The following is a 21,201-nucleotide window of genomic DNA, read 5'->3' as shown; positions in this document are numbered from 1 at the left end:
GCCTAGCGCTGCCACGCCGAGTAGAGAATCGCGGTGACCGCGGCCATCCGCGCCGACCGCACCACTGCGTCCAGCGGACGCAGCGCATCGCTGGCGATCTGCACCTCCGAGGACGTCTGCAAGCCGATCGGAATCAGCCCGGCGCTCACCGCGATGATGGCGTCGATGTGCGCGGCGTTCTCCAGCACCCGCACCGCCCGCGACGGAGCGTGGTCGGGCACGCGGTGTCCCCGGGTGGCTGCCATCGCCTGCTCGACCAGCCCGCGCGGGTCGGCGACATCGCTACCCGCAGCGCGGATGGCGCTCAAGGCATCCGCGGCCGACCGGACCGCCGACCGCAGGGCGTACTCGGCCTCGCCGAGATCGAGGTGCTCCGGGGCAGGCGCGCCCGGCACCGAATAGACCGTCCACGACAACGATGTCGGCTCGGGTTCGAAGTCGGACTCCTCCTCCAGTTCGTCGTACTCGAAAACGGGGACCAGACCCACCGTGGCGGATGGCTCGCGACCGACCAGGATGGCCTCGCCGGTGGCGATCGCATCGCGCTGGAACTGGGTGCCGGCCGGCAGCCCGCGCACGTCACCCGGCACGGGCAACAACACCCCGAGGGCGGGCGCATCGCCGGGCGGCCCCGCCGCCGTGCGCAGCGTCTGCAGCAACGAAACCGCTCCCGAGTCGGTCAGGTCCGGCCAGGGCAGGCCGGTACGGCCGGCCGCAACCGAGTCATATGCCGTTACGGAATGCCTTGGCACCCATTCGGATAACGCGTCAAGAACATCATCCGGCGCGGCGGCACCGGCAAGCCAGGCATTGGCCCAAACCGACAACGAAACACTGGGGCACCACATGATGCTCGCAGTGTAGTAGTTAGCCGCTCCTGAGGTCTGCTACGCGATATGGTGGCGTCATGCCCGTAGCGCTGATCTGGCTAATCGCCGCACTGGCGCTTGCCGGGGCGGAAGCGCTCACTGGCGATCTCTTCCTGCTCATGCTGAGCGGTGGCGCGCTGGCCGCCGCCGGTTCGAACTGGCTACTCGACTGGCCGATCTGGGCCGACGGCGCCGTCTTCCTGGTGGTATCGGTGCTCCTGCTCGTGCTCGTCCGGCCCGTGCTGCGGCGCAGGCTGACCCAGGGACCGGGCCTGCCCGAGCCGGTGAAGGCCCTGGAGGGCCGTAGCGCGCTGGTGCTCGACCGGGTGGCCCGACATGAAGGACAAGTGAAACTCGACGGCGAAATCTGGACCGCTCGGCCGTACAACGAGAACGATGTGTACGAACCGGGCGACCACGTGATCGTCGTGCACATCGACGGAGCCACCGCAGTCGTGCAAAAGGTCTAGAGAAGCCTGGACAGAAATAGGAGGAAGCTCGTCATGGAAGGTGCCGTCGCAGGTTTGGTCCTGCTGGGCGTGTTGGTGGTCTTCGCCGCCATCGTCGTCGCCAAGTCGGTCGCGCTCATCCCGCAGGCCGAAGCCGCCGTCATCGAACGGCTGGGCCGCTACAGCAAGACGGTGTCGGGACAGCTCACCCTGCTGTTGCCGTTCGTCGACAAGATCCGGGCTAGGGTGGATCTCCGTGAGCGCGTGGTGTCGTTCCCGCCGCAGCCGGTGATCACCGAGGACAACCTGACGGTCAACATCGACACCGTCGTGTACTTCCAGGTGACCAATCCGCAGGCGGCGGTGTACCAGATCAGCAACTACATCGTCGGTGTCGAACAGCTGACCACCACCACGCTGCGCAACGTGGTCGGCGGCATGACGCTGGAGCAGACGCTGACGTCCCGCGACTCGATCAACGGACAGCTGCGCGGCGTGCTCGACGAGGCGACCGGCCGGTGGGGCCTTCGCGTCGCCCGCGTCGAGTTGCGCAGCATCGACCCGCCGCCGTCGATCCAGGACTCGATGGAGAAGCAGATGCGCGCCGACCGCGAGAAGCGCGCGATGATCCTGACGGCCGAGGGCAGCCGCGAGGCGTCGATCAAACAGGCCGAGGGGCAGAAGCAGGCGCAGATCCTCGCCGCCGAGGGCGCCAAGCAGGCCGCCATCCTGGCGGCCGAGGCCGACCGGCAGTCGCGGATGCTGAGGGCCCAGGGTGAGCGCGCCGCGTCGTACCTGCAGGCGCAGGGGCAGGCCAAGGCCATCGAGAAGACCTTCGCGGCGATCAAGCGGGGTCGGCCGACCCCGGAGATGCTGGCCTACCAGTACCTGCAGACGCTGCCGCAGATGGCCAAGGGGGAGGCCAACAAGGTCTGGCTGGTGCCCAGCGACTTCGGCGCGGCGCTCCAGGGTTTCACCAAGATGCTCGGGGCACCGGGCGAGGACGGCGTCTTCCGCTACCAGCCGTCACCGGTGGAGGAGGATCTCCAACGGCCGGAGGACGACTCAGCCGAGGTCGCCGAGTGGTTCAACACCCAGACCGACCCGGAGATCGCCCAGGCGGTGGCCGCTGCGGTCGCGGAGGCGCGCACCCCGGTGTCGGGGGCCATCGAGCCGCCCCCGCTGTACCCGCCGCTCAGCCAGCAGCAGCAGCCGCCGTCCGCCTACGCTCAGCAGCAGCCGCCACCGCCACCGCCGCCGGGACGCCACAGCGGCAACACGGAACTGTGAACGGACCCAAACTCAGCCGGTAGTCGCCGGCTCCTCGGCGCTGTCCTCGGCTTCCGCGATGCGTGCGCGGTGGTGGCGACCGTGGCTGCGGATCTCGTAGATCAACCCGGCGGTGCCGACGCTCGCCGTACAGATCGAGACCAGGAAGAGCGACGGGCTGATGTTGCCGGTGAGGGCATCGCCGAGGATGACGATCGCCGCGGTGCCTGGCGTCAGTCCTACCAGGGTGGCCAGCGTGTACGGCAGCACACGCACCGCTGAGGCGCCGGCGGTGTAGTTGAGCACGGAGAAGGGTACAGCGGGGATCATCCGCATCGACAGAACCGTGATCCAGCCACGTTCGCGCAGCCGCTCATCCAGCGATTCGACGCGCGAATGCCGCACCAGCTTGTTCAACTGCCAGCCCGCCGCACGGACCAGCAGCAGCGCGATGAGGGCGCTGACGGTGCTGGACAGCACCGCCAGCGGCACGCCAAGGGCCGGACCGAACAACAGACCTGCGGCCAAGGTGAACGCCGTGCGCGGGAACGGGAACACCGTCACGAGGATGTGCGCGGCGAGAAATGCCAGCGGGAACCACGGGCCCACCGACGTCGCCCAGTCGCGCAGTTGCACCGCAGTGGGCATAGGAACCAGCAGGGCGATTGCGACGAGGATCACAATTACCGCGAGAATGGCGAAGAAGCGTCGCGGCGGGACCCCCGACACCGCCGCAATCACCGCCGCACGAAGTGTGCGCAGGGTGTTGACGACGGTTTTCACAGCTACCAAGCCTACGGGCCGAGGTCCGGTAACACCTTCTCGGCGGCATCGTGAGTCGGCACACCAGTGGGCACCACTGTGACCAACATCATTTAGCCTGATGAACGTGCAGAAATCGGAGTCCGATCTGGCGCGGTGGCGAACGGCGGTGGCCGGTGTACTGGCCAAGAGCACGCGGCGCGCCCCGGCGGATCTGCCCGCCGAACCGGAGCGCCTGCTGGATTCACCCACCTACGACGGCTTCCCGATCCGACCGCTGTACACCGGCGCCGACGCACTGCCGGAACCGTCGTTGCCCGGGCAGTGGCCGTATGTCCGCGGCGGTGACGCGCTGCGTGACGTCAAGACCGGATGGAAGGTGGCCGAAGCCTTCCCGGCGAACGGGTCGGTGGGCGCCGACGAGAGCAACGGCGCCGTTCTGGTCGCCCTCACCGAGGGCGTCGGCGCACTCGTACTGCGGGCCGGCGAGTCCGGCGTGCCGGTTTCCGGCCTCGACCGCCTGCTCGACGGCGTCTTCCTCGACCTGGTTCCGGTGGTGCTGGAAATCTCGGGCGCGGGCGCCGAATTCCGCAACGCCGCCGACGTGCTGCTGGCGCTGCTGGTCGACCTCGATGACGACCAGCGTTCGCGGCTTTCCGTGGACTTGGGCGCCGACCCGTTGACCGCACCGCTGAGCGCCCGGGCTGCACCGGAGGTGGCCGATGTGGTGACCTTCGCCGCCGGGGCGAGCATGTACCACGGCGGCGTGCGCGCGATCACCGTCGACGGCCCCGCATTCCACAACCGGGGGGCGAGTGCTTCCTGGGAGTTGGCGGCCAGCATCGCCGCGGCCGTCGCCTATCTGAGGCTGCTCGGTGACGGCGGCGTCGAGGCCCCCGACGCCCTGCGGCAGGTCGCTTTCCGGCTCGCCGCCGACGACGACCAGTTCATGACGATTGCGAAGTTCCGTGCCGCGCGCCAACTCTGGGCCCGGGTAGCCGAGGTCGTCGGCGAGCCGGACGCGGGTGCGGCCACGGTTCACGCGGTGACGTCGCTGCCGATGATGGCCCAGCGCGACCCATGGGTGAACATGCTGCGCACCACGCTGGCCGCGTTCTCGGCGGGCGTCGGCGGCGCGGACACCGTCCTGGTGCACCCGTTCGATGTGGCCATCCCCGATGGCTTCCCCGGCACCGCTGCGAGTTTCGCGCGCCGGATCGCCCGAAACACCCAACTGCTGCTACTGGAGGAATCCCACATCGGGCGGGTGCTCGACCCCGCGGGCGGATCCTGGTTCGTCGAGGATCTCACCCGTCAGCTGGCCCAACAGGCGTGGTCGCACTTCCAGGACATCGAGTCCCGTGGCGGTTTCACCCAAGCGTGCGACTACATCGCCGGTCGGATCGCGGAGGTGGCCGATCGTCGCCACGACGACATCGCGCACCGACGAACGGCCCTGACCGGGGTGAACGAGTATCCGAATCTCGCGGAGCCGCCGCTGCCGCACAGCGCGCCGACCACCGCGCTGACGCGCTACGCGGCGGGATTCGAGGCATTGCGGGACCGGTCGGACGTCTTCCTGGAGCAGACGGGCGCCCGGCCGCGGGCGCTTCTGCTGCCACTCGGGCCGCTCGCCGAGCACAACATCCGTACGACCTTCGCGACCAATCTGCTCGCCTCGGGTGGCATCGAAGCTCTCACCGACGCCCCCGGCGCCGCAGTCGCGGTGATCTGCGGCACCGACGCCCGGTACGGAGCCGAAGCCTCGGCGGCCGTCGATGCCGCCCGCAGGGCGGGGGTGACACACGTTCTGCTGGCCGGATCGGAAAACGCGGTGGCCGAGGCAGTATCGAAGCCGGACGGCTATCTGACCGCCAAGATCGACGCGGTCGAAGTGTTGTCAGACCTGCTCACCAGATTGGGGGCCTGAGATGACTGCCACCACAGGTATCGGAAGGGGTATCGGCAGCTTCGCCGATGTTCCGCTGCACGGTGAGCGCAACGGCGGGCCCCCGACCGAAGCCGTCGTCGCCGAACACGTCGGTGCGGCCGCCGCCGCACACGGGTACACCGCCGACCAACTCGACTGGCAGACACCCGAAGGGATCGACGTCAAACCGGTCTACATCGCCGCTGACCGTGACGATGCCGTCGCGGCCGGTTACCCGCTGCACAGCTTCCCGGGTGAACCTCCATATGTCCGCGGACCGTATCCGACCATGTACGTCAACCAGCCGTGGACCATTCGCCAGTACGCCGGGTTCTCCACCGCGGCCGAGTCCAACGCGTTCTATCGACGGAACCTGGCCGCGGGTCAGAAGGGCCTCTCGGTGGCGTTCGACCTGGCCACCCACCGAGGCTACGACTCCGACCATCCGCGGGTTGCCGGGGATGTCGGAATGGCCGGGGTGGCAATCGATTCCATCCTCGACATGCGCCAGCTGTTCGACGGCATCGACCTGTCGACGGTGTCGGTGTCGATGACGATGAACGGCGCGGTGCTGCCCATTTTGGCGCTGTACGTGGTGGCCGCCGAGGAACAGGGGGTGTCGCCGGAGAAACTGGCCGGGACCATTCAGAACGACATCCTCAAGGAGTTCATGGTCCGCAACACCTATATCTATCCGCCCAAGGCGTCGATGCGGATCATCTCGGACATCTTCGGCTATACCAGTTCGAACATGCCGAAGTTCAACTCGATTTCGATCTCGGGCTACCACATCCAGGAGGCCGGGGCCACCGCGGATCTGGAGCTGGCGTACACGCTGGCCGACGGTGTCGAGTACATCAGGGCCGGGCTGGGCGCGGGGCTGGACATCGACAAGTTCGCGCCGCGGCTGTCGTTCTTCTGGGGCATCGGGATGAACTTCTTCATGGAGGTCGCCAAGCTGCGCGCGGGCCGACTGCTGTGGAGCGAGCTCGTCGCCGAGTTCGCCCCGACGAACGACAAATCGCTGTCGCTGCGCACGCATTCGCAGACCTCGGGCTGGTCGCTGACCGCGCAGGACCCCTTCAACAACGTGGCGCGCACCTGCATCGAGGCGATGGCCGCCACCCAGGGCCACACCCAGTCGCTGCACACCAACGCACTCGACGAGGCGCTGGCGCTGCCGACGGACTTCTCCGCCCGCATCGCCCGCAACACCCAGCTGCTGCTGCAACAGGAGTCGGGCACCACGCGACCGATCGACCCGTGGGGCGGGTCGTATTACGTGGAATGGCTGACCCATCAGCTCGCCGAAAAGGTGCGTGCCCACCTGCGCGAGGTGAACGAACACGGCGGCATGGCCCAGGCCATCAGCGACGGTGTTCCCAAGCTGCGCATCGAGGAGGCCGCCGCCCGCACCCAGGCCCGCATCGATTCCGGGGCGCAGACCGTGATCGGCGTCAACAAATACCAAGTGGACGAGGACCACGAGATCGAGGTGCTCAAGGTCGAGAACAGCCGGGTGCGCGCCGAGCAGATCGCCAAGCTGGAGCGGCTCCGCACGGACCGGGACCCGGCGGCTGTCGACGCAGCGCTGGGCGAGTTGAGCCGCGCGGCCCAGACGGGCGAGGGCAACCTGCTCGAGCTCGCGATCGATGCCGCGCGCGCCAAGGCCACCGTCGGCGAGATCTCCGACGCGTTGGAGAAGGTCTGCGGACGACACCAGGCCGAGATCCGTACCGTCGCCGGGGTCTACCGCGGCGAAGTCGGAAAGGTCAGCAATATCTCGAGCGCCACGGAGCTAGTGCAGAAGTTCGCCGAGGCCGATGGCCGCCGGCCGCGCATCCTGGTTGCCAAGATGGGCCAGGATGGCCACGACCGGGGGCAGAAGGTCATCGCCACGGCGTTCGCCGACATCGGCTTCGACGTCGACGTCGGTTCGTTGTTCTCCACGCCGGACGAGGTCGCGCGGCAGGCCGCGGACAACGACGTCCATGTGGTCGGGGTCTCCTCGCTGGCGGCCGGGCACCTGACGCTGGTGCCCGCGCTGCGCGACGCACTGGCCGAGGTGGGCAGGCCGGACATCATGATCGTGGTCGGCGGCGTGATTCCGCCCGGCGACTTCGACGAGCTCTATCAGGGCGGCGCGACCGCCATCTTCCCGCCCGGCACGGTGATCGCCGACGCCGCGATCGGCCTGCTGCACAAGCTGGCCGAGCGGCTCGGCTACCCGCTGAACTAGATGGCCGGCCCGGTATCCGACCTCGCGGCCGCGGTCCGCAGCGGCGACCGCGCGGCGCTGGCGCGGGCCATCACCCTCGTCGAGTCGACCCGCCGGGATCACCGCGAGCAGGCCCAGCAGTTGCTGATGGAGTTGATCGGCGATGCGGGCGGGTCATCGGAGCCGGGCCGCTCGCGACAGCACTCCATGCACGTCGGCATCACGGGCGTGCCCGGCGTCGGCAAGTCCACCGCCATCGAGGCGGTCGGCATGTACCTCATCGAGCAGGGCCACCGCGTCGCGGTGCTGGCCGTCGACCCGTCGTCCACCCGCACCGGCGGATCGATTCTGGGCGACAAGACCCGGATGGCCCGCCTCGCGGTGCACCCCGACGCGTACATCCGGCCCTCGCCGACCTCGGGCACCCTCGGCGGCGTGGCTAAGGCCACCCGCGAGACCATCCTGCTGCTCGAGGCGGCCGGTTTCGACGTGATCCTGGTCGAGACCGTGGGCGTGGGTCAGTCCGAGGTCGCGGTCGCCAACATGGTCGACACGTTCGTCTTCCTGACGCTGGCCCGCACCGGCGACCAGCTGCAGGGCATCAAGAAAGGTGTGCTCGAACTCGCCGACATCGTCGTGGTGAACAAGGCCGACGGTGAGCACGCAGCCGAGGCCAAGACCGCCGCGCGTGAGCTGGCCGGCGCCATCCGCCTCATCTATCCACGCGAAACATTATGGCGCCCACCAGTTCTCACGATGAGCGCGTTACAGAATGTTGGGCTGACGGAACTGTGGGACACGGTGCTCAAGCATCGTGACGTGCTCACCGAGGCGGGGGAGTTCGAGGGCCGCAGGCGGGCGCAGCAGGTCGACTGGACGTGGTCGATGGTCCGTGACTCGGTACTCGACCGTGTGCTGTCGAACCCCGCAGTGAAGAAGATTCGGGCCGAAGTGGAGCGTCAGGTACTCGCGGGCGAACTGACCCCTGCGCTTGCTGCACAACGCATCATCGATGTCGCTGACATGCGATGACTTAACGAATGGGTAACGCCTCGTTTATTTGCCGGGGTTGCAGGTAAATTCAATACATTGTGACGGGTGTCAAGATCCGGGAGCGCAGCGCCGCGCTCCCGCACGGTATCCAGGGCGCGGCGGACTCGGGTTTTGCCTGCACGGTCCGCGGTTTCTCGCAGCTGTTTCCCGGACGCCGGTTCGGCGGCGGCGCCCTCTCGGTATATCTGCACGGCGAGCCCGTGGTCGACGTCTGGACCGGCTACGCCGACCGCCGCGGCGCCCACTACTGGGGTGCCGACACCGGCGCGATGGTTTTCTCCGTGACCAAGGGCCTGGCCTCCACCGTCATCCACCGGCTGGTCGACCGCGGCCTGATCGACTACGACACCCCGGTGGCGGAGTATTGGCCCGAATTCGCCACCAACGGCAAGGCTGACATCACCGTCCGCGAGGTGATGCGGCACCGCGCAGGGCTTTCCCAGCTCAACGGTGTCAACATGGCCGAGCTGCTGGACCACCGCGCGATGGAGGAACGGATCGCCGCTGCGTCGGTGAATCGCCTGCTGTACGGCCATCAGGCGTACCACGCGCTGACGTACGGCTGGCTGATGTCCGGCCTGGGACGCGCCGTCACAGGTAAGGGCATGCGCGATTTGATCCGCGAGGAGCTGGCCGAACCGCTCAACACCGACGGATTGCATCTGGGCAGACCGCCGGCGAACTCGGCCACCCGGGCTGCGCAGATCCTCGCGCCGCAGGGCACCCTGGCCAACCCGCTGTTCGACTTCGTCGCGCCCCGGGTCGCCGCGCTCGGCATATCCGGGGTGTTCGGATCGATGTACTTCCCCGGCATGAAGTCGGTGGTGCAGGGCGACACCCCGTTCCTGGACGCCGAGATTCCCGCAGCCAACGGGGTGACCACCGCCCGCGGCCTGGCCAAGATGTACGGCGCCATCGCCAACGGCGGTCGGATCGACGGTACGCAGTTCCTCTCGGCCGAACTGGTGGCCGGCCTGACCGGCACCTCGCGTTTCTCGCTGGACCGTAACATCTTCGCGCCGTTGAGCTTTCACCTCGGCTATCACGCGGTCCCGCTGCTGGGCGTCATGCCAGGTTTCGGCCACGCGGGGCTGGCCGGTTCCGTCGGCTGGGCCGATCCGGCGAGCGGCTTGTCGTTCGGCTTCGTCCACAACCGGCTGCTGACCCGAATGGTGCTCGATCAGCTCACCTTCGCGGGACTGCACACGCTGATCCGCCGAGACGCCGACCGGGCCCGCAGGCGCGGATATCAGTCGGTGCCGTCGTTCGGGGCTCCGTACGACGTGCCTCGACCGGTCGCCGGTTAGCTTTCGCGCGGGTAGTCAAGGTGTGGTCATGGGCGGCGTTGATCGCCCGGGGTTGGGTTCGGTGGGCTGATCAGGCGCCGTGTACGGCAGGCTTTGGTGTGCGCCGTAAGGCGGCTCAGCGCCGGCGGGCGGCAAGCTAAGTTGCGCCGTCGTGCGGCATAGTCCAAACGGCCGTAACCGCTCGCGACTGAGCCTTCCTCGAAGATAGCGCTGTCCATCGAACGGTTGTTGGATTCGTAGGAGTCGGTAGGCCAGTCGGCAGGCGTGGCGGGCCAAGGCGACACGGGCTTGGATAGGAGCCATCCCTCGGGCGCGCAGTTCTGCCTCGCGTGTGGCGAAGGAGGGCGACTGTAAAGGCCCCACGCGATGCCCATCAAGGCGTCACGATGCTCGGCCAGACCCTGGCGTGAGATTCGTCCACGCCGGTTGAGGGTGGCTGATTGGTAGAGCGCGGGCGCCAAACCCGTTGCCGATTACAGGTGTTCGGCATCGGGGAACCGCTCGATCGGCAGCAGCAGACTGTGCGCAGCGAAGCCAGCCGCCCGGATCGACGCGACGCCAGGAAGCGTGGTCAACACCTGCCCATCGGTCACCGCCAGAAGTGCACCGATCACCTCGTCGATCTCGCTGAGATCGGCCAGCAGCCGGCGGTAGCGGTCGGGGTCACGGCCCAGCCGGTGGGCCCGCGCCGCGGCATCCGCCGGCGGCGGCAGGCACTGGCGCCACCGGGTTACCCAATACTCGGTGGTGGATACGGTCAATCGCCCCGGTGCCCGGCAGATCAACGACCGTGGTTTCGGGGCCCGTCCCGCGAACGCCGCAGCACAAGCCAGCACGGCCAGTCCAGTCGGTGTCTCCAGCGCCAGTGCCCGGCCATGGCCGGCAGGCGCCGACAAAGCCGGACACAGCACGTTGAGTTGAGCGTGCAGCCGCTGCTGGGCAGCTTTGCGATCGGCCACCAACGCCCGCCGGTGACGCACGGCCGCCCGCAACGACTCGACCGCCGACTGCTCCCGATACCGCCGACCCAGACCCTGCCGGGCCAGATACGTCAACGCCGCACAGTCGCGATCGTCGGACTTGAACCGCCGGGATCCCACTGAGTCCGCGCGGCTTTGGTCTCCGAGAGCGCGAACGCCCGCACCGACCCGGGATGGCGACGCTCCAGCTCCCAAGCCAACGGCCGGTGCAAACTGCCAGTCGCCTCGGCCGCAATCTCCGAATCGCCTGGCATCCCGCCCACCGAGCTCGACCTCCAACCGGAGATGCCGTCGCGCGACACCGGTAACGACATCGGGTCAACCAGCAACCCCGACCCGTCGCTGATCCGCACCCGATTGAACGCCTTGCCCGGATCCACCGCGACGATCACCGTCGCCGGATCAAGCGCATTTCCCAACACCGACACGAACAGCCTCCTCTGAACCGGACCCTCCACAGAGAATCCGCCCAGCCACCACTCATGGCCTATCAGCTCACGCTGACGGTCAGCGCTTGACGTTGGTGAACCACTTCGTCTTGATCCGCCACGACTGTGCCGAGGTGAGCGCGAATCCGGCACCGCACATGCACGCGAAGAACCACACCAGAGTGCCACCCTCGACCGTCTGCAGCGTAGGCACGTAGGCCGTGGTGATCCGCACGATGCACGCGATGATGCCGCTGGCCGACGCCACCAGATAGATGTTCGCGATGCGCCGCGACCGCGGATCCTTGCGCAAGACCAGCAGCGCCCGGCATCCGTAACCCAATAGGTAGATCAGGGTGCCGCAGAGCAGCAGCCAGTACGCGGCCAGCCAGAAATCGGTGGGGACCTCGAAGAAGTCGGGCCTGTAAATACGGGCGCCGTTGCCGAGCGAGAACGCGGCGAGCAGTAGCGGGATGCACAAGGTCGCCGGGCGCTCTACGTACATCTTGAAAGTGCGCTGCATGGCGTGGTCGTCCTGCAACCGTCCCAGCGCGTTGTAGACCACGGCGGAAGCGGCGACGATATAGAGGTCGTGCCCGATATAGTCCTCAAGGTTCCACATGCCGGTCAGCGCATGTAGACCGTGCCCGACGGTCTCCGACGCCAGCGGGGACATCAGCATCACGGCGGCGCCCTGCAGTGCGATATTGAGCGTGGCGGCAACTTCCCATCGACACGTCCAGGTAACCCGGCGGATCCACAAACTCCACGCGATGCACCCGAGGGTGATCGCGATCAGAGTTGCTAGAGCCATCGGAGAGTCGCCTTCGCGCAGAACTGGTTCAGCAAATTGTACGGCTAATCGAGACTAGAGGGGAGGGGCGTCCAGTCGTGGCTTCAATTCGGACAGCTTGCGGGTGCGGGTGGACCTTTCGGTGCCGTGTGCCACCTGCACCGCCTCCTTCACCGTCGCCATGGCGAACGGCGAGGATTCGACGTAGTGCCAGACTTCCTGCCGGCTCATCAGACCGAACTGAACCTGCAGATCGGGATAGCTGAGATGGAATGTATCGGCGACCCGGCGCAGCTCTTCCGCATTCGGATAGTCGTCGTCCTTGATCCGGCGGTAATAGGTGCTACTCGATATTCCGAGGGCGTCGTAGATGTCCTTGGCATCGATGTCTCCGTCAAGGAGGTAATCGAGCAGGGCTTTGAGCTGTCTACCGTTTTCATCGGTCCGGGGCACACATCGAGAATAAACCCCCTTCCCGACAATGGGTAGCAACACCCGGAAGGTCCACAGCTAAGTCTTTATTGACACAGGCGTCACAGTTCTGGGAGGACTCTCCCATTTCTGGGACAACGGCTGTAGGGTTAGCTGCATGGTGGCACCGCACTTAGCTGACCCGCACAGCGCCCTCACATATCCGGTCGACAGCCGCGCCGCAGCAACGTTGCGGATAGCCGACTACGACATTGCCCTTGTCGCCGACAGCGGTCACACGCAGACCCTCGGAAGAATGTCGACAACCCCGACCGAGGAATTGGCCGCGGAACTCGACGGCGCGACCAGCTGGCTCAACCTGACCGCCGACGAGGTACTTATCGCGGCGCTCGGGCGCACCATCGCACGCACGATCGGGGACGGCATGGCCGCCGTCGACGTCAGTGGCGAACGCCAGTGGCTTCTGCAGCCGGTGTTGCTGAGCTGCGCGACGGGGCAACAGGCGAGTGCGACCGAGCTGCTCGGGATGGTCCATCGCGGGCTTGCGGTGGCGCCGGAGCATCCGGTGGGCGTCGCGTGCGAGATCTTCTTCAACAACGTCGGAACCGTCTCAGAGGTCCCGATGCACGAGACTCCGCGCGGCCTCGGATATGCCCTGGAGCTCCGCGTGTACCGCATGGACGGCATGGTGCACCTGGATTGGTGGTACGACACCGGCCGCTTCGACGCCTACACCATCGAGGAAATGGCCGAGCAGTTCCCGCTGGCACTGTTCGAGATGACCTCGGACGCTGGCGCGCCGTTCTGAGTCACGCGCTGTCAGTCGGCTTCCTCGAGCCGGAAGCCCACCTTGAGCGTCACCTGGAAGTGTCCGACGGTGCCGTCCTGCAGATGCCCGCGTACCGACTGCACCTCGAACCAGTCGAGGCCCCGCATGGTTTCCGAGGCGCGGGCTATCGCATTGCGGATCGCGGCGTCGGTGCCGTCAGGTGAGCTGCCGACGATCTCGATGATTCGGTATGTGTGATCGCTCATGGCGCAACGCTACGCGGTTGAGGGTGCGGCTATGCCGGGAGTGGACGACCACGGATCTGACAGCCTGACGGAGTCCCGGGTTCCGCGATTAACGCTCGACGTGGCCAGGGCAGCCGCCGACTACGAGTGGACGCAGCACTGGCGGGTGGCCCGTGGACTCGGGGTGCTGGCCGGGACCTGCTCGGTGTCCGGGACTGGCGGGCACATCCCGGCTTCGGTCCCGTCGAGCGGGCGGTGCTGGCCGCCACCGACGAGGTGGTGAGCGACTGCGCGATGAGCGCCGGGACCTGGGCGGCATGCACGCGCGAACTCGGTTCGGATCCAGCGGTTCTCGTCGAATTCGTGGCGGCGGTCGCGGCCTGGCGGATGATCGCATCGATCGCGCACAGTCTCGACGTTCCGCCCGAGGACGGCGTCTCGAGCTGGCCGCCGGACGGCCTGGAGCCGAACGGGATCGGTGGCCGTTAGACTGACTGAACGGCGCCGATCCGGCCATCACCGGGGAGCCTTCGGAAGAACAGCTGATCAGCCCAGTAGAACCGAACGGGTGGGCCCGTCATCGCCCGCAGTTGAGCGGCGCACCACGGTGCGCAAGCGGGGTGGTACCGCGGCGCTCGCGCACCGGCGCGACGTCGTCCCCGTGCCTGAAGCGACATGGGCACAGGAGACTACGCAGTGACCGCCTATCCGAAGCCGGCAGCCGGACCCCCGAACTTCCCGGGGCTGGAGCGCGAGGTGCTGGACTACTGGGACACCGACGACACCTTCCGCGCCAGCATCGCCCGCCGCGACGGCGCGCGCGAGTACGTCTTCTATGACGGTCCGCCGTTCGCCAATGGCCTGCCTCACTACGGCCATCTGCTCACCGGGTACGTCAAGGACATCGTCCCGCGGTACCGGACCATGCGCGGCTACAAGGTGGAACGCCGGTTCGGCTGGGACACCCACGGCCTGCCTGCCGAACTCGAGGTGCAGCGCCAGCTCGGCATCTCGGACAAGGCCCAGATCGACGAGATGGGCATCGAGAAGTTCAACGACGCCTGCCGCGACTCGGTGCTGAAGTACACCGACGAATGGCGTGCCTATGTCACCCGTCAGGCCCGCTGGGTCGACTTCGACAACGACTACAAGACGCTCGACCCCAGCTTTATGGAGTCGGTGATCTGGGCGTTCAAGCAGCTGTGGGACAAGGGCCTGGCCTACGAGGGCTACCGGGTGCTGCCGTACTGCTGGAACGACGAAACCCCGCTGTCGAGCCACGAGTTGCGGATGGACGACGACGTCTACCAGAGCCGTCAGGATCCCGCGCTCACCGTCGGATTCAAGGTGGACGGTGGCCCCCTCGACGGGTCCTATCTCCTGGTCTGGACGACGACGCCCTGGACGTTGCCGTCGAACCAGGCCGTAGCGGTCAACCCCGACATCGAATACGTACAGATCGAAGCGCCCGACGGCCTGCGCCATCTGCTCGCCAAGGCGCGGCTGGCCAACTACGCACGCGAGTTCGGTGACGAGCCGCGGATCCTCGCCAGCTACCTCGGGCGCGAGCTTCTCGGTACCCGCTACCTGCCGCCGTTCCCGTATTTCATGGACTCGCCCAACGCTTTCGCCGTGCTGCCCGGGGATTTCGTCAGCACCGAGGACGGCACCGGCATGGTTCACATGTCACCCGCGTACGGCGAGGACGACATGGTGACCGCGCAGGCGGCGGGCATCGTCGCCGTCACCCCGGTCGACTCGAAGGGCCGCTTCGATGCGACCATCCCGGAGTACGCGGGCCAGCACGTCTTCGATGCGAACCCGCAGATCATCCGTGATCTGAAGAGCCGGATCCGCGCGGCGGGCGTCAACGGGGCGGTCCTGCTGCGGCATGAGACCCAAGAGCACTCCTATCCGCACTGCTGGCGGTGCCGGAACCCGTTGATCTACCGGGCCGTGTCGTCGTGGTTCATCAAGGTCACCGAGTTCCGCGACCGGATGGTGGAACTCAACCAGGAGATCACCTGGTACCCCGAGCACGTCAAGGACGGACAGTTCGGCAAGTGGCTGCAGGGCGCCCGTGACTGGTCGATCTCGCGGAACCGCTACTGGGGCACACCCATTCCGGTGTGGACATCCGACGATCCCGCGTACCCACGGATCGACGTGTACGGCAGCCTCGACGAGCTGGAGCGCGACTTCGGCGTGCGTCCGACCAACCTGCACCGCCCGTATATCGACGCACTGACCCGGCCCAACCCCGACGACCCGACCGGTAAGTCGACGATGCGGCGCATCGAGGACGTGCTCGACGTGTGGTTCGACTCCGGCTCGATGCCGTACGGACAGGTGCATTACCCGTTCGAGAACAGGAAGTGGTTCGACGGAGACGGTGATGGGGGAGGTGCGGAAGCGCATTTCCCTGGCGACTTCATCGTCGAGTACATCGGTCAGACCCGGGGCTGGTTCTATACGCTGCACGTGCTGGCCACCGCGCTTTTCGACAAACCGGCGTTCAAAACCGTCGTGGCCCATGGCATCGTGCTGGGCAACGACGGCCAGAAGATGAGCAAGTCGCTACGTAACTACCCCGATGTCACCGAGGTGTTCGACCGCGACGGTTCCGATGCCATGCGGTGGTTCCTGATGGCCTCGCCGATCCTGCGCGGCGGCAACCTCGTCGTCACCGAACAGGGCATTCGCGAGGGGGTCCGGCAGGTCCTGCTGCCGCTGTGGAACGCCTACAGCTTCCTGTCGCTCTACGCGCCCGAGAAGGGTACCTGGCGTACCGACTCGGCCAACGTGCTCGACCGCTACATCCTGGCCAAACTCGCCGAGTTGCGCGAAGACCTCACCGAGTCGCTGGACATCTGTGACATCTCCCGCGCGTGCGACGAGCTGCGGCAGTTCACCGAGGCGCTGACGAATTGGTATGTGCGGCGGTCACGGTCGCGGTTCTGGGACGAGGACCCCGGCGCGATCGACACTCTGCACACCGTGCTGGAGGTGGTCGGACGGCTGGCCGCGCCGTTGCTCCCGCTGATCGCCGAGGTGATCTGGCGCGGTGTGACAGGTGACCGGTCGGTGCACCTGACCGACTGGCCCGCGGCGGCCGAACTGCCCACCGATCGCGAGCTGGTTGCCGACATGGACCTGGTTCGCGAGGTCGCCTCGGCGGCGTCCTCGCTTCGCAAGGCCAAACAGCTGCGTGTCCGGTTGCCGCTGTCCAAACTGACAGTGGCCGTTGACAATCCGCAACGGCTGGAACCCTACCGCGATCTGATCGCCGACGAGCTCAACGTCAAGGTGGTGGAGCTCACGGACGACATCGCCGCCTACGGCCGCTTCGATCTGACTGTCAACGCCAAGGTGGCGGGCCCGCGGCTGGGTAAGGACGTCCAGGCCGCGATCAAGGCTGTCAAGGCGGGCGAGGCCGTCGTCAACGCCGATGGGACGCTGACCGCAGGCCCCGCGGTGCTGGCACCCGACGAGTACAGCTCCCGTCTGGTGGCCGCCGATCCCGAATACACCGCGGCGCTGTCCGACGGAGAGGGTCTCGTGGTGCTCGACGGCACCGTCACCCAGGAGTTGGAGGCCGAGGGCTGGGCCAAGGACCGGATCCGCGAGCTGCAGGACCTGCGCAAGTCGACGGGACTGGAGGTATCCGATCGCATCTCGGTGGTGATGGCCGTTCCTCGGGAGCGCGTGGACTGGGCGAGCACCCACAGCGACCTGATCGCACGCGAGATCCTGGCCACCAGCTTCGAGTTCGGTGACCCGGCCGACGGCACCGAGATCGGTGACGGTGTCCGGGTGATGATCGCCAAGGCGTGACCGAAGGGTCGGCGTCAGTACAGGAAGGTGTCGGGCTCCAGGCCGGCCAGTACCCGGCCGTAGAGCTCGGTCGCACTGTTGGGTTGAAGGTGCCCATGTTGCGAAACCACATTGACATCGCGGAAGTACCGCTGGAGGTCGGCATCGAGCACCACCTGTGACGCGCTGCTGGCCCGGAACAGTTCGGTCACACAAGCGCGGGCGTGCTCGGTGACCGCGCCGAACCAGCCCCGGCTCTGCACGCGTTCCAACACCGACATCCGGCGTTCCAACGCGGTGTCGAACTGGCGAATCAGCCGCGCGGTATACATCTCGGCGATTTCCAGATGGCTCTGCGCCCTCGCGAGCTGATGATGCAGCACCGGCGCTTCGGCCGCTCTCGTCCACCCCGTGTAGGTGATCGGTCCCCGGGTGGGCAGCACCTTCATGAACACGTCCATCGCGCCGCGTGCCATGCCGGTGAGCGTCCCGGCGGCCAGCGTGTTGGCGAGCATGACCCACGGCCGGTTGAAGTAGCGATCGCTGCTGTATCGCCGCGCCGGCAGTTCCGCGTCCATCATTCTCTGCGCGCTCAGAACGCGTGACGCGGGCACGAAGATATCGCTGATCCGCGCGATGTTGGTCGCGGTGCCTGCCATTCCTGCGCCGTTCCAGTTGTCCAGCTGATCGATCTGCGCTGCCGGAACCAGCGCCATGGCGTGCTCGGCGTCCGGCTTCGAGTCGGCCATACACCCGAGCGCCACCCAATTGCTGTGCACGCCACCGGTATTCCAGCGCCATTCGCCGGTGAGTCGGTAACCGCCCTCGACGGGGACGGCGTTACCGGTCGGGGCCAAAGGGCCGGTGATCCACACATCGGGCGTCGCATAGATCTCGTCTGCCGCCTCGTCGCGGAACAGCGCAGGCATGGGTTGCGAGGCGAGCGTGATGAGAAAGATGAAGCCGGTGGACGGGCACCCACGCGCGATCTGGGCCAGGACCTCGCAGAGGTGAAAGGTGTCCGCCTGAAAACCGCCGACGTCGGCAGGCAGCGTGAGCCTGAGAACGCCCGCCTCCGTGAGATCGCGGACGTTCTCGGGGGTCATCCGGCGCAGTTGCTCCGTTTCGCGCCCACGGGCGCGCAGGGTGGGCACCAGCTCCGTGACTCGACGGAGCACATCCTGCGGCGTCGCGGGAAGCGCGGCGGAGAGCAGGCTTTCGGAAGTTACAGACAGCGAGTCGGCTCCTGAAGGGCGGATTCAATAGCGTTGTATTCGTCTATGACGCCTTAGGCGCGCAATGTGATTCACCCGAGCACTGCGCGCGTGACTGCAGCAAAATCGATCAGCACATCACGGACAAACCGCCTTCGCCGGTAGCCCAGCGCATCGAGCAGGGGGCCGTGGTCGACGGTCACCGCGATGGTGGCCCCGACCGCGGTCAGCCACCACAAGACGAACGCAGGTGCCCGCACCCGTACACCCGTCGTGGCGAACCCCGCCCGCAGCCGGTCCTGCTGAAAACGCACGTGCGGATGCTCGTCGGCGACGATGCGGGCGGCCACCGCCCGCACCACCGGGTCCGGGGTCGCCGCGGCCAATCCGCCGTAGTAGGACAGTGCGACCACCTCCGCCACGGTCAACACCATCAACTCGGTGCGCAGACCCATCAGCCGGCGCAGCCGCACGAACACCACGTCGGACCAGTGCCTGCGCATCGGCGACCCGCCGAGATAGCCGAGGAGGCGCAGCAACAGAGCCGCATGCTGTTGTTCTTCGGCGACGAAAAGCTGTGCGGCAAAGAGGTAGTCGTGGTCGCCGGCCAGGGCGGCCTTGCGCAGCAGATGTTCTCCGTCGCCGCTCTCGCCCAGGTGGAATCGCCGCACCGACGCGATCAGCGGACCGCGCATCGTGTCAGACAGCGGGCATGGTCCGCCGGCGTCGAGCGCCGCATCGACGCGGGCGCGCACGGCGGCGTTGGCTTCGAAATGGTCGATCCAGGGAGCGAACTCGCCGACGCTCCGGGCCTGTTGAGGCATGGACGTCAGGCTAGCGCCCTAGCATCGGCAAGTGTGGTAGCTCGCTGGGTCCTGCATCTCGACATGGACGCGTTCTATGCCTCCGTCGAGCAACTGACCCGCCCCACGCTGCGCGGGCGGCCGGTACTGGTAGGTGGGCTGGGCGGCCGCGGTGTGGTCGCCGGCGCCAGCTACGAGTCACGCGTGTACGGCGCCCGCTCCGCGATGCCCATGCACCAGGCGCGTCGCATGGTGGGCGCCGCCGCGGTGGTCCTGCCGCCCCGCGGCGTGGTGTACGGCGTCGCCAGCCGCCGCGTTTTCGAAACCGTGCGCACGCTGGTGCCCGTCCTCGAACAGCTCTCGTTCGACGAGGCGTTCGGTGAGCCGGCCGAACTCGCGGGCGCAACGAGCACCGACGTCGAGGCCTTCTGCCAGGCGCTGCGGGCCAAGGTCCGCGAGCAGACCGGCCTGACCGCGTCCGTGGGCGCCGGATCGGGTAAACAGATCGCCAAGATCGCCTCCGGGCTGGCCAAACCCGACGGCGTTCGCGTGGTGGGTCGCGAGGAGGAACGCCCGTTGCTCGACGGGCTTCCTGTGCGGCGGCTCTGGGGCATCGGACCCGTCGCCGAGGAGAAGCTGCACCGGCTCGGTATCGAGACCATCGGCGCTTACGCGGCGCTGTCCGATGCCGAGGCGGCCAACATTCTCGGGGCCACCGTCGGTCCCGCCCTGCACCGGCTGGCCCTCGGCATCGACGATCGGCCCGTCGCCGAGAACGCGCCCGCGAAGCAGATCAGCGCCGAATCCACGTTCGCCGAGGACCTCACCACACTCGACCAGCTGCGCGAAGCGGCCGGCCCGATCGGTGAGCACGCCCACTCGCGGCTGGAGAAGGACGGCCGGGGCGCCCGCACGGTCACCGTGAAACTGAAGAAATCCGACATGAGCACGCTGACCCGCTCGGCGACCCTGCCGTATGCCACCGCCGATGCGGGCACCCTCATCGCAACAGCGCGCCGGCTGCTTCTAAATCCCGTCGAGGTCGGGCCCATTCGCCTTGTCGGCGTAGGCTTCTCAGGTCTGACTGAGGTCCGTCAGGAATCGTTGTTCCCGGATCTCGACCTGGTCGCCGAAGACATGCCCGACGTGCGGGTGCCGCAGACGCGCGCCGATGTCGCCGCGACGGCGCCGGCGTGGCGCATCGGCGACGACGTGAGGCACACCGAACACGGGCACGGCTGGATCCAGGGTGCCGGTCATGGGGTGATGACGGTGCGGTTCGAGACCAGAAGCACCGGACCAGGACCGGTCCACACGTTCCCCGAGGACACCCCGGGGGTGTCGCGGGCCAACCCCGTCGACAGCCTGGACTGGCCCGATTTCCTGAGCGAGCTGGCCGGCTACCAGAGCACGCCGTAGGTGCTGGAGATGATGAAACCGTGCTCGTTGTACGTCCGGCAGAGCACCGTGCCCTGGTGACCCACTCCGCAGCTGGCTCCCCAGTTCTCCAGCCGGTAGCCCTCGGGCAGCACATCGACGTTGCGGGTGAAGGACGTGGTGTCCGACTGGCGGTACTGAGCCGGCGACCAGGGATTGACCACGGTCTGGTCGGCGTCCTGCGGCGCATCGCGGGGTACCGCGTCGCATCCGACCGGGCCTCCGTTGGGCCCGATCCCGCATGAGCGGCCGTCAGGCGTCTTGAAGAACACGAAGTAGAAGTCGCCTGGAGTGGTGTAGTTACCCTGCGCGATCGGGTACCCGTCGATCTCGTCGGCGCCGGGCGGGGGTTCCGCCGCCGCCGCGGGCGCACAGGCCAGTGCGAGTGCGACGACCGCCAGGGCCACGACGGGACGGCCAACGCGCATGG

General features: G+C 67.4%; 20 protein-coding genes and 1 pseudogene. 10 read left to right on the top strand and 11 right to left on the bottom strand.

Annotated features, from left to right (window positions below; genetic code table 11):
• Positions 1-2: 2 nt before the first annotated feature.
• Positions 3-848 (bottom strand): hypothetical protein, encoded by an 846-nt coding sequence (locus tag ACVWWN_RS26010; RefSeq protein WP_457146418.1) that lies wholly within the window; start codon positions 846-848, stop codon positions 3-5.
• A gap of 59 nt (positions 849-907) precedes the next feature.
• Here ACVWWN_RS26010 and ACVWWN_RS26005 point away from each other — a divergent pair, with 59 nt between their 5' ends.
• Both ACVWWN_RS26005 and ACVWWN_RS26000 read left to right on the top strand, forming a co-directional pair.
• A complete protein-coding gene (locus tag ACVWWN_RS26005; protein ID WP_457146417.1) occupies positions 908-1,339 on the top strand; it encodes an NfeD family protein in 432 nt (143 codons plus the stop codon).
• A 33-nt stretch (positions 1,340-1,372) separates the two neighbouring features.
• Positions 1,373-2,608 carry an SPFH domain-containing protein gene (locus ACVWWN_RS26000; protein WP_457146416.1) on the top strand — a complete coding sequence of 412 codons (1,236 nt, stop codon included), beginning with the start codon at positions 1,373-1,375 and terminating at the stop codon, positions 2,606-2,608.
• Between the two features lie 12 nt (positions 2,609-2,620).
• On the opposite strand, the gene ACVWWN_RS25995 is transcribed toward ACVWWN_RS26000, so the two are convergent.
• Positions 2,621-3,370 carry a TVP38/TMEM64 family protein gene (locus tag ACVWWN_RS25995; protein ID WP_457146415.1) on the bottom strand — a complete coding sequence of 250 codons (750 nt, stop codon included), beginning with the start codon at positions 3,368-3,370 and terminating at the stop codon, positions 2,621-2,623.
• Positions 3,371-3,470: 100 nt separating this feature from the next.
• Between ACVWWN_RS25995 and mutA the strand changes: the two genes are divergently transcribed.
• From mutA to lipL, 4 genes are read left to right on the top strand one after another with little or no spacing between them, the layout of a single operon-like run.
• Complete coding sequence (gene mutA, locus ACVWWN_RS25990) at positions 3,471-5,279, top strand: methylmalonyl-CoA mutase small subunit (RefSeq protein ID WP_457146414.1); 1,809 nt, start codon at positions 3,471-3,473, stop codon at positions 5,277-5,279.
• A 1-nt stretch (position 5,280) separates the two neighbouring features.
• Positions 5,281-7,518, top strand: coding sequence for a methylmalonyl-CoA mutase (gene scpA / locus ACVWWN_RS25985; protein ID WP_457146413.1), 2,238 nt, complete (start codon positions 5,281-5,283; stop codon positions 7,516-7,518).
• Positions 7,519-8,529 (top strand): methylmalonyl Co-A mutase-associated GTPase MeaB, encoded by a 1,011-nt coding sequence (gene meaB / locus ACVWWN_RS25980; protein ID WP_457146412.1) that lies wholly within the window; start codon positions 7,519-7,521, stop codon positions 8,527-8,529.
• Between the two features lie 59 nt (positions 8,530-8,588).
• Entirely contained in the window at positions 8,589-9,857 is a 1,269-nt protein-coding gene (lipL, locus tag ACVWWN_RS25975) for an esterase/beta-lactamase LipL (protein WP_457146411.1), read from the top strand.
• A gap of 26 nt (positions 9,858-9,883) precedes the next feature.
• Here the strand turns inward: lipL and ACVWWN_RS25970 are convergent, their stop codons facing one another.
• The 5 genes from ACVWWN_RS25970 to ACVWWN_RS25950 all read right to left on the bottom strand — a co-directional run bounded on the left by ACVWWN_RS25970 (position 9,884) and on the right by ACVWWN_RS25950 (position 12,511).
• Positions 9,884-10,318 (bottom strand): hypothetical protein, encoded by a 435-nt coding sequence (locus tag ACVWWN_RS25970; protein WP_457146410.1) that lies wholly within the window; start codon positions 10,316-10,318, stop codon positions 9,884-9,886.
• A 12-nt stretch (positions 10,319-10,330) separates the two neighbouring features.
• Positions 10,331-10,912, bottom strand: coding sequence for a hypothetical protein (locus tag ACVWWN_RS25965; protein ID WP_457146409.1), 582 nt, complete (start codon positions 10,910-10,912; stop codon positions 10,331-10,333).
• Positions 10,909-11,265 (bottom strand): hypothetical protein, encoded by a 357-nt coding sequence (locus ACVWWN_RS25960; protein ID WP_457146408.1) that lies wholly within the window; start codon positions 11,263-11,265, stop codon positions 10,909-10,911. Before ACVWWN_RS25960 ends, ACVWWN_RS25965 begins: the two co-directional genes overlap by 4 nt.
• A gap of 79 nt (positions 11,266-11,344) precedes the next feature.
• Complete coding sequence (locus ACVWWN_RS25955) at positions 11,345-12,079, bottom strand: hypothetical protein (RefSeq protein WP_457146407.1); 735 nt, start codon at positions 12,077-12,079, stop codon at positions 11,345-11,347.
• Positions 12,080-12,133: 54 nt separating this feature from the next.
• On the bottom strand, positions 12,134-12,511 hold the full coding sequence (locus ACVWWN_RS25950) for a helix-turn-helix domain-containing protein (protein WP_457146406.1): 378 nt from the start codon (positions 12,509-12,511) through the stop codon (positions 12,134-12,136).
• Between the two features lie 136 nt (positions 12,512-12,647).
• Between ACVWWN_RS25950 and ACVWWN_RS25945 the strand changes: the two genes are divergently transcribed.
• Positions 12,648-13,298, top strand: a complete 651-nt coding sequence (locus ACVWWN_RS25945) for a hypothetical protein (protein WP_457146405.1) — start codon at positions 12,648-12,650, stop codon at positions 13,296-13,298.
• Between the two features lie 11 nt (positions 13,299-13,309).
• Here ACVWWN_RS25945 and ACVWWN_RS25940 read toward each other — a convergent pair whose 3' ends face one another.
• Positions 13,310-13,525, bottom strand: coding sequence for a dodecin (locus tag ACVWWN_RS25940; RefSeq protein WP_457146404.1), 216 nt, complete (start codon positions 13,523-13,525; stop codon positions 13,310-13,312).
• Between the two features lie 118 nt (positions 13,526-13,643).
• On the opposite strand from ACVWWN_RS25940, the pseudogene ACVWWN_RS25935 reads away from it, so the two are divergent.
• Both ACVWWN_RS25935 and ileS read left to right on the top strand, forming a co-directional pair.
• Positions 13,644-13,993, top strand: a pseudogene (locus ACVWWN_RS25935) (carboxymuconolactone decarboxylase family protein); the annotation flags it as partial.
• Between the two features lie 207 nt (positions 13,994-14,200).
• Positions 14,201-17,338: an isoleucine--tRNA ligase gene (gene ileS, locus ACVWWN_RS25930; protein WP_457146403.1), complete on the top strand. Its 3,138-nt coding sequence runs from the start codon at positions 14,201-14,203 to the stop codon at positions 17,336-17,338.
• A 14-nt stretch (positions 17,339-17,352) separates the two neighbouring features.
• On the opposite strand, the gene ACVWWN_RS25925 is transcribed toward ileS, so the two are convergent.
• Together ACVWWN_RS25925 and ACVWWN_RS25920 are read right to left on the bottom strand one after the other, a co-directional pair.
• A complete protein-coding gene (locus ACVWWN_RS25925) occupies positions 17,353-18,471 on the bottom strand; it encodes an acyl-CoA dehydrogenase family protein (RefSeq protein ID WP_457146402.1) in 1,119 nt (372 codons plus the stop codon).
• 152 nt (positions 18,472-18,623) lie between these two features.
• Positions 18,624-19,355 carry a ferritin-like domain-containing protein gene (locus ACVWWN_RS25920; protein ID WP_457146401.1) on the bottom strand — a complete coding sequence of 244 codons (732 nt, stop codon included), beginning with the start codon at positions 19,353-19,355 and terminating at the stop codon, positions 18,624-18,626.
• A 33-nt stretch (positions 19,356-19,388) separates the two neighbouring features.
• Between ACVWWN_RS25920 and ACVWWN_RS25915 the strand changes: the two genes are divergently transcribed.
• Positions 19,389-20,753 (top strand): DNA polymerase IV, encoded by a 1,365-nt coding sequence (locus ACVWWN_RS25915; RefSeq protein ID WP_457146400.1) that lies wholly within the window; start codon positions 19,389-19,391, stop codon positions 20,751-20,753.
• Here ACVWWN_RS25915 and ACVWWN_RS25910 read toward each other — a convergent pair.
• A complete protein-coding gene (locus ACVWWN_RS25910) occupies positions 20,735-21,199 on the bottom strand; it encodes a hypothetical protein (protein ID WP_457146399.1) in 465 nt (154 codons plus the stop codon). The genes ACVWWN_RS25915 and ACVWWN_RS25910 overlap by 19 nt on opposite strands.
• Positions 21,200-21,201: the final 2 nt, after the last annotated feature.

It is taken from the genome of Mycobacterium sp. URHB0021 (assembly GCF_054057895.1).
The sequence above is the reverse complement of the archived record's forward strand: the minus strand, read 5'-3'. Positions and strand labels throughout refer to the sequence as shown.

What these genes read in the sequence shown, in the direction of transcription:
- ACVWWN_RS26010 (WP_457146418.1), bottom strand. Translation starts at nt 848, where the DNA reads ATGTGGTGCCCCAGTGTTTCGTTGTCGGTTTGGGCCAATGCCTGGCTT.
- ACVWWN_RS26005 (WP_457146417.1), top strand. Translation starts at nt 908, where the DNA reads ATGCCCGTAGCGCTGATCTGGCTAATCGCCGCACTGGCGCTTGCCGGG.
- ACVWWN_RS26000 (WP_457146416.1), top strand. Translation starts at nt 1,373, where the DNA reads ATGGAAGGTGCCGTCGCAGGTTTGGTCCTGCTGGGCGTGTTGGTGGTC.
- mutA (WP_457146414.1), top strand. Translation starts at nt 3,471, where the DNA reads ATGAACGTGCAGAAATCGGAGTCCGATCTGGCGCGGTGGCGAACGGCG.
- scpA (WP_457146413.1), top strand. Translation starts at nt 5,281, where the DNA reads ATGACTGCCACCACAGGTATCGGAAGGGGTATCGGCAGCTTCGCCGAT.
- meaB (WP_457146412.1), top strand. Translation starts at nt 7,519, where the DNA reads ATGGCCGGCCCGGTATCCGACCTCGCGGCCGCGGTCCGCAGCGGCGAC.
- ACVWWN_RS25955 (WP_457146407.1), bottom strand. Translation starts at nt 12,079, where the DNA reads ATGGCTCTAGCAACTCTGATCGCGATCACCCTCGGGTGCATCGCGTGG.
- ACVWWN_RS25945 (WP_457146405.1), top strand. Translation starts at nt 12,648, where the DNA reads ATGGTGGCACCGCACTTAGCTGACCCGCACAGCGCCCTCACATATCCG.
- ACVWWN_RS25940 (WP_457146404.1), bottom strand. Translation starts at nt 13,525, where the DNA reads ATGAGCGATCACACATACCGAATCATCGAGATCGTCGGCAGCTCACCT.
- ACVWWN_RS25920 (WP_457146401.1), bottom strand. Translation starts at nt 19,355, where the DNA reads ATGCCTCAACAGGCCCGGAGCGTCGGCGAGTTCGCTCCCTGGATCGAC.
- ACVWWN_RS25910 (WP_457146399.1), bottom strand. Translation starts at nt 21,199, where the DNA reads ATGCGCGTTGGCCGTCCCGTCGTGGCCCTGGCGGTCGTCGCACTCGCA.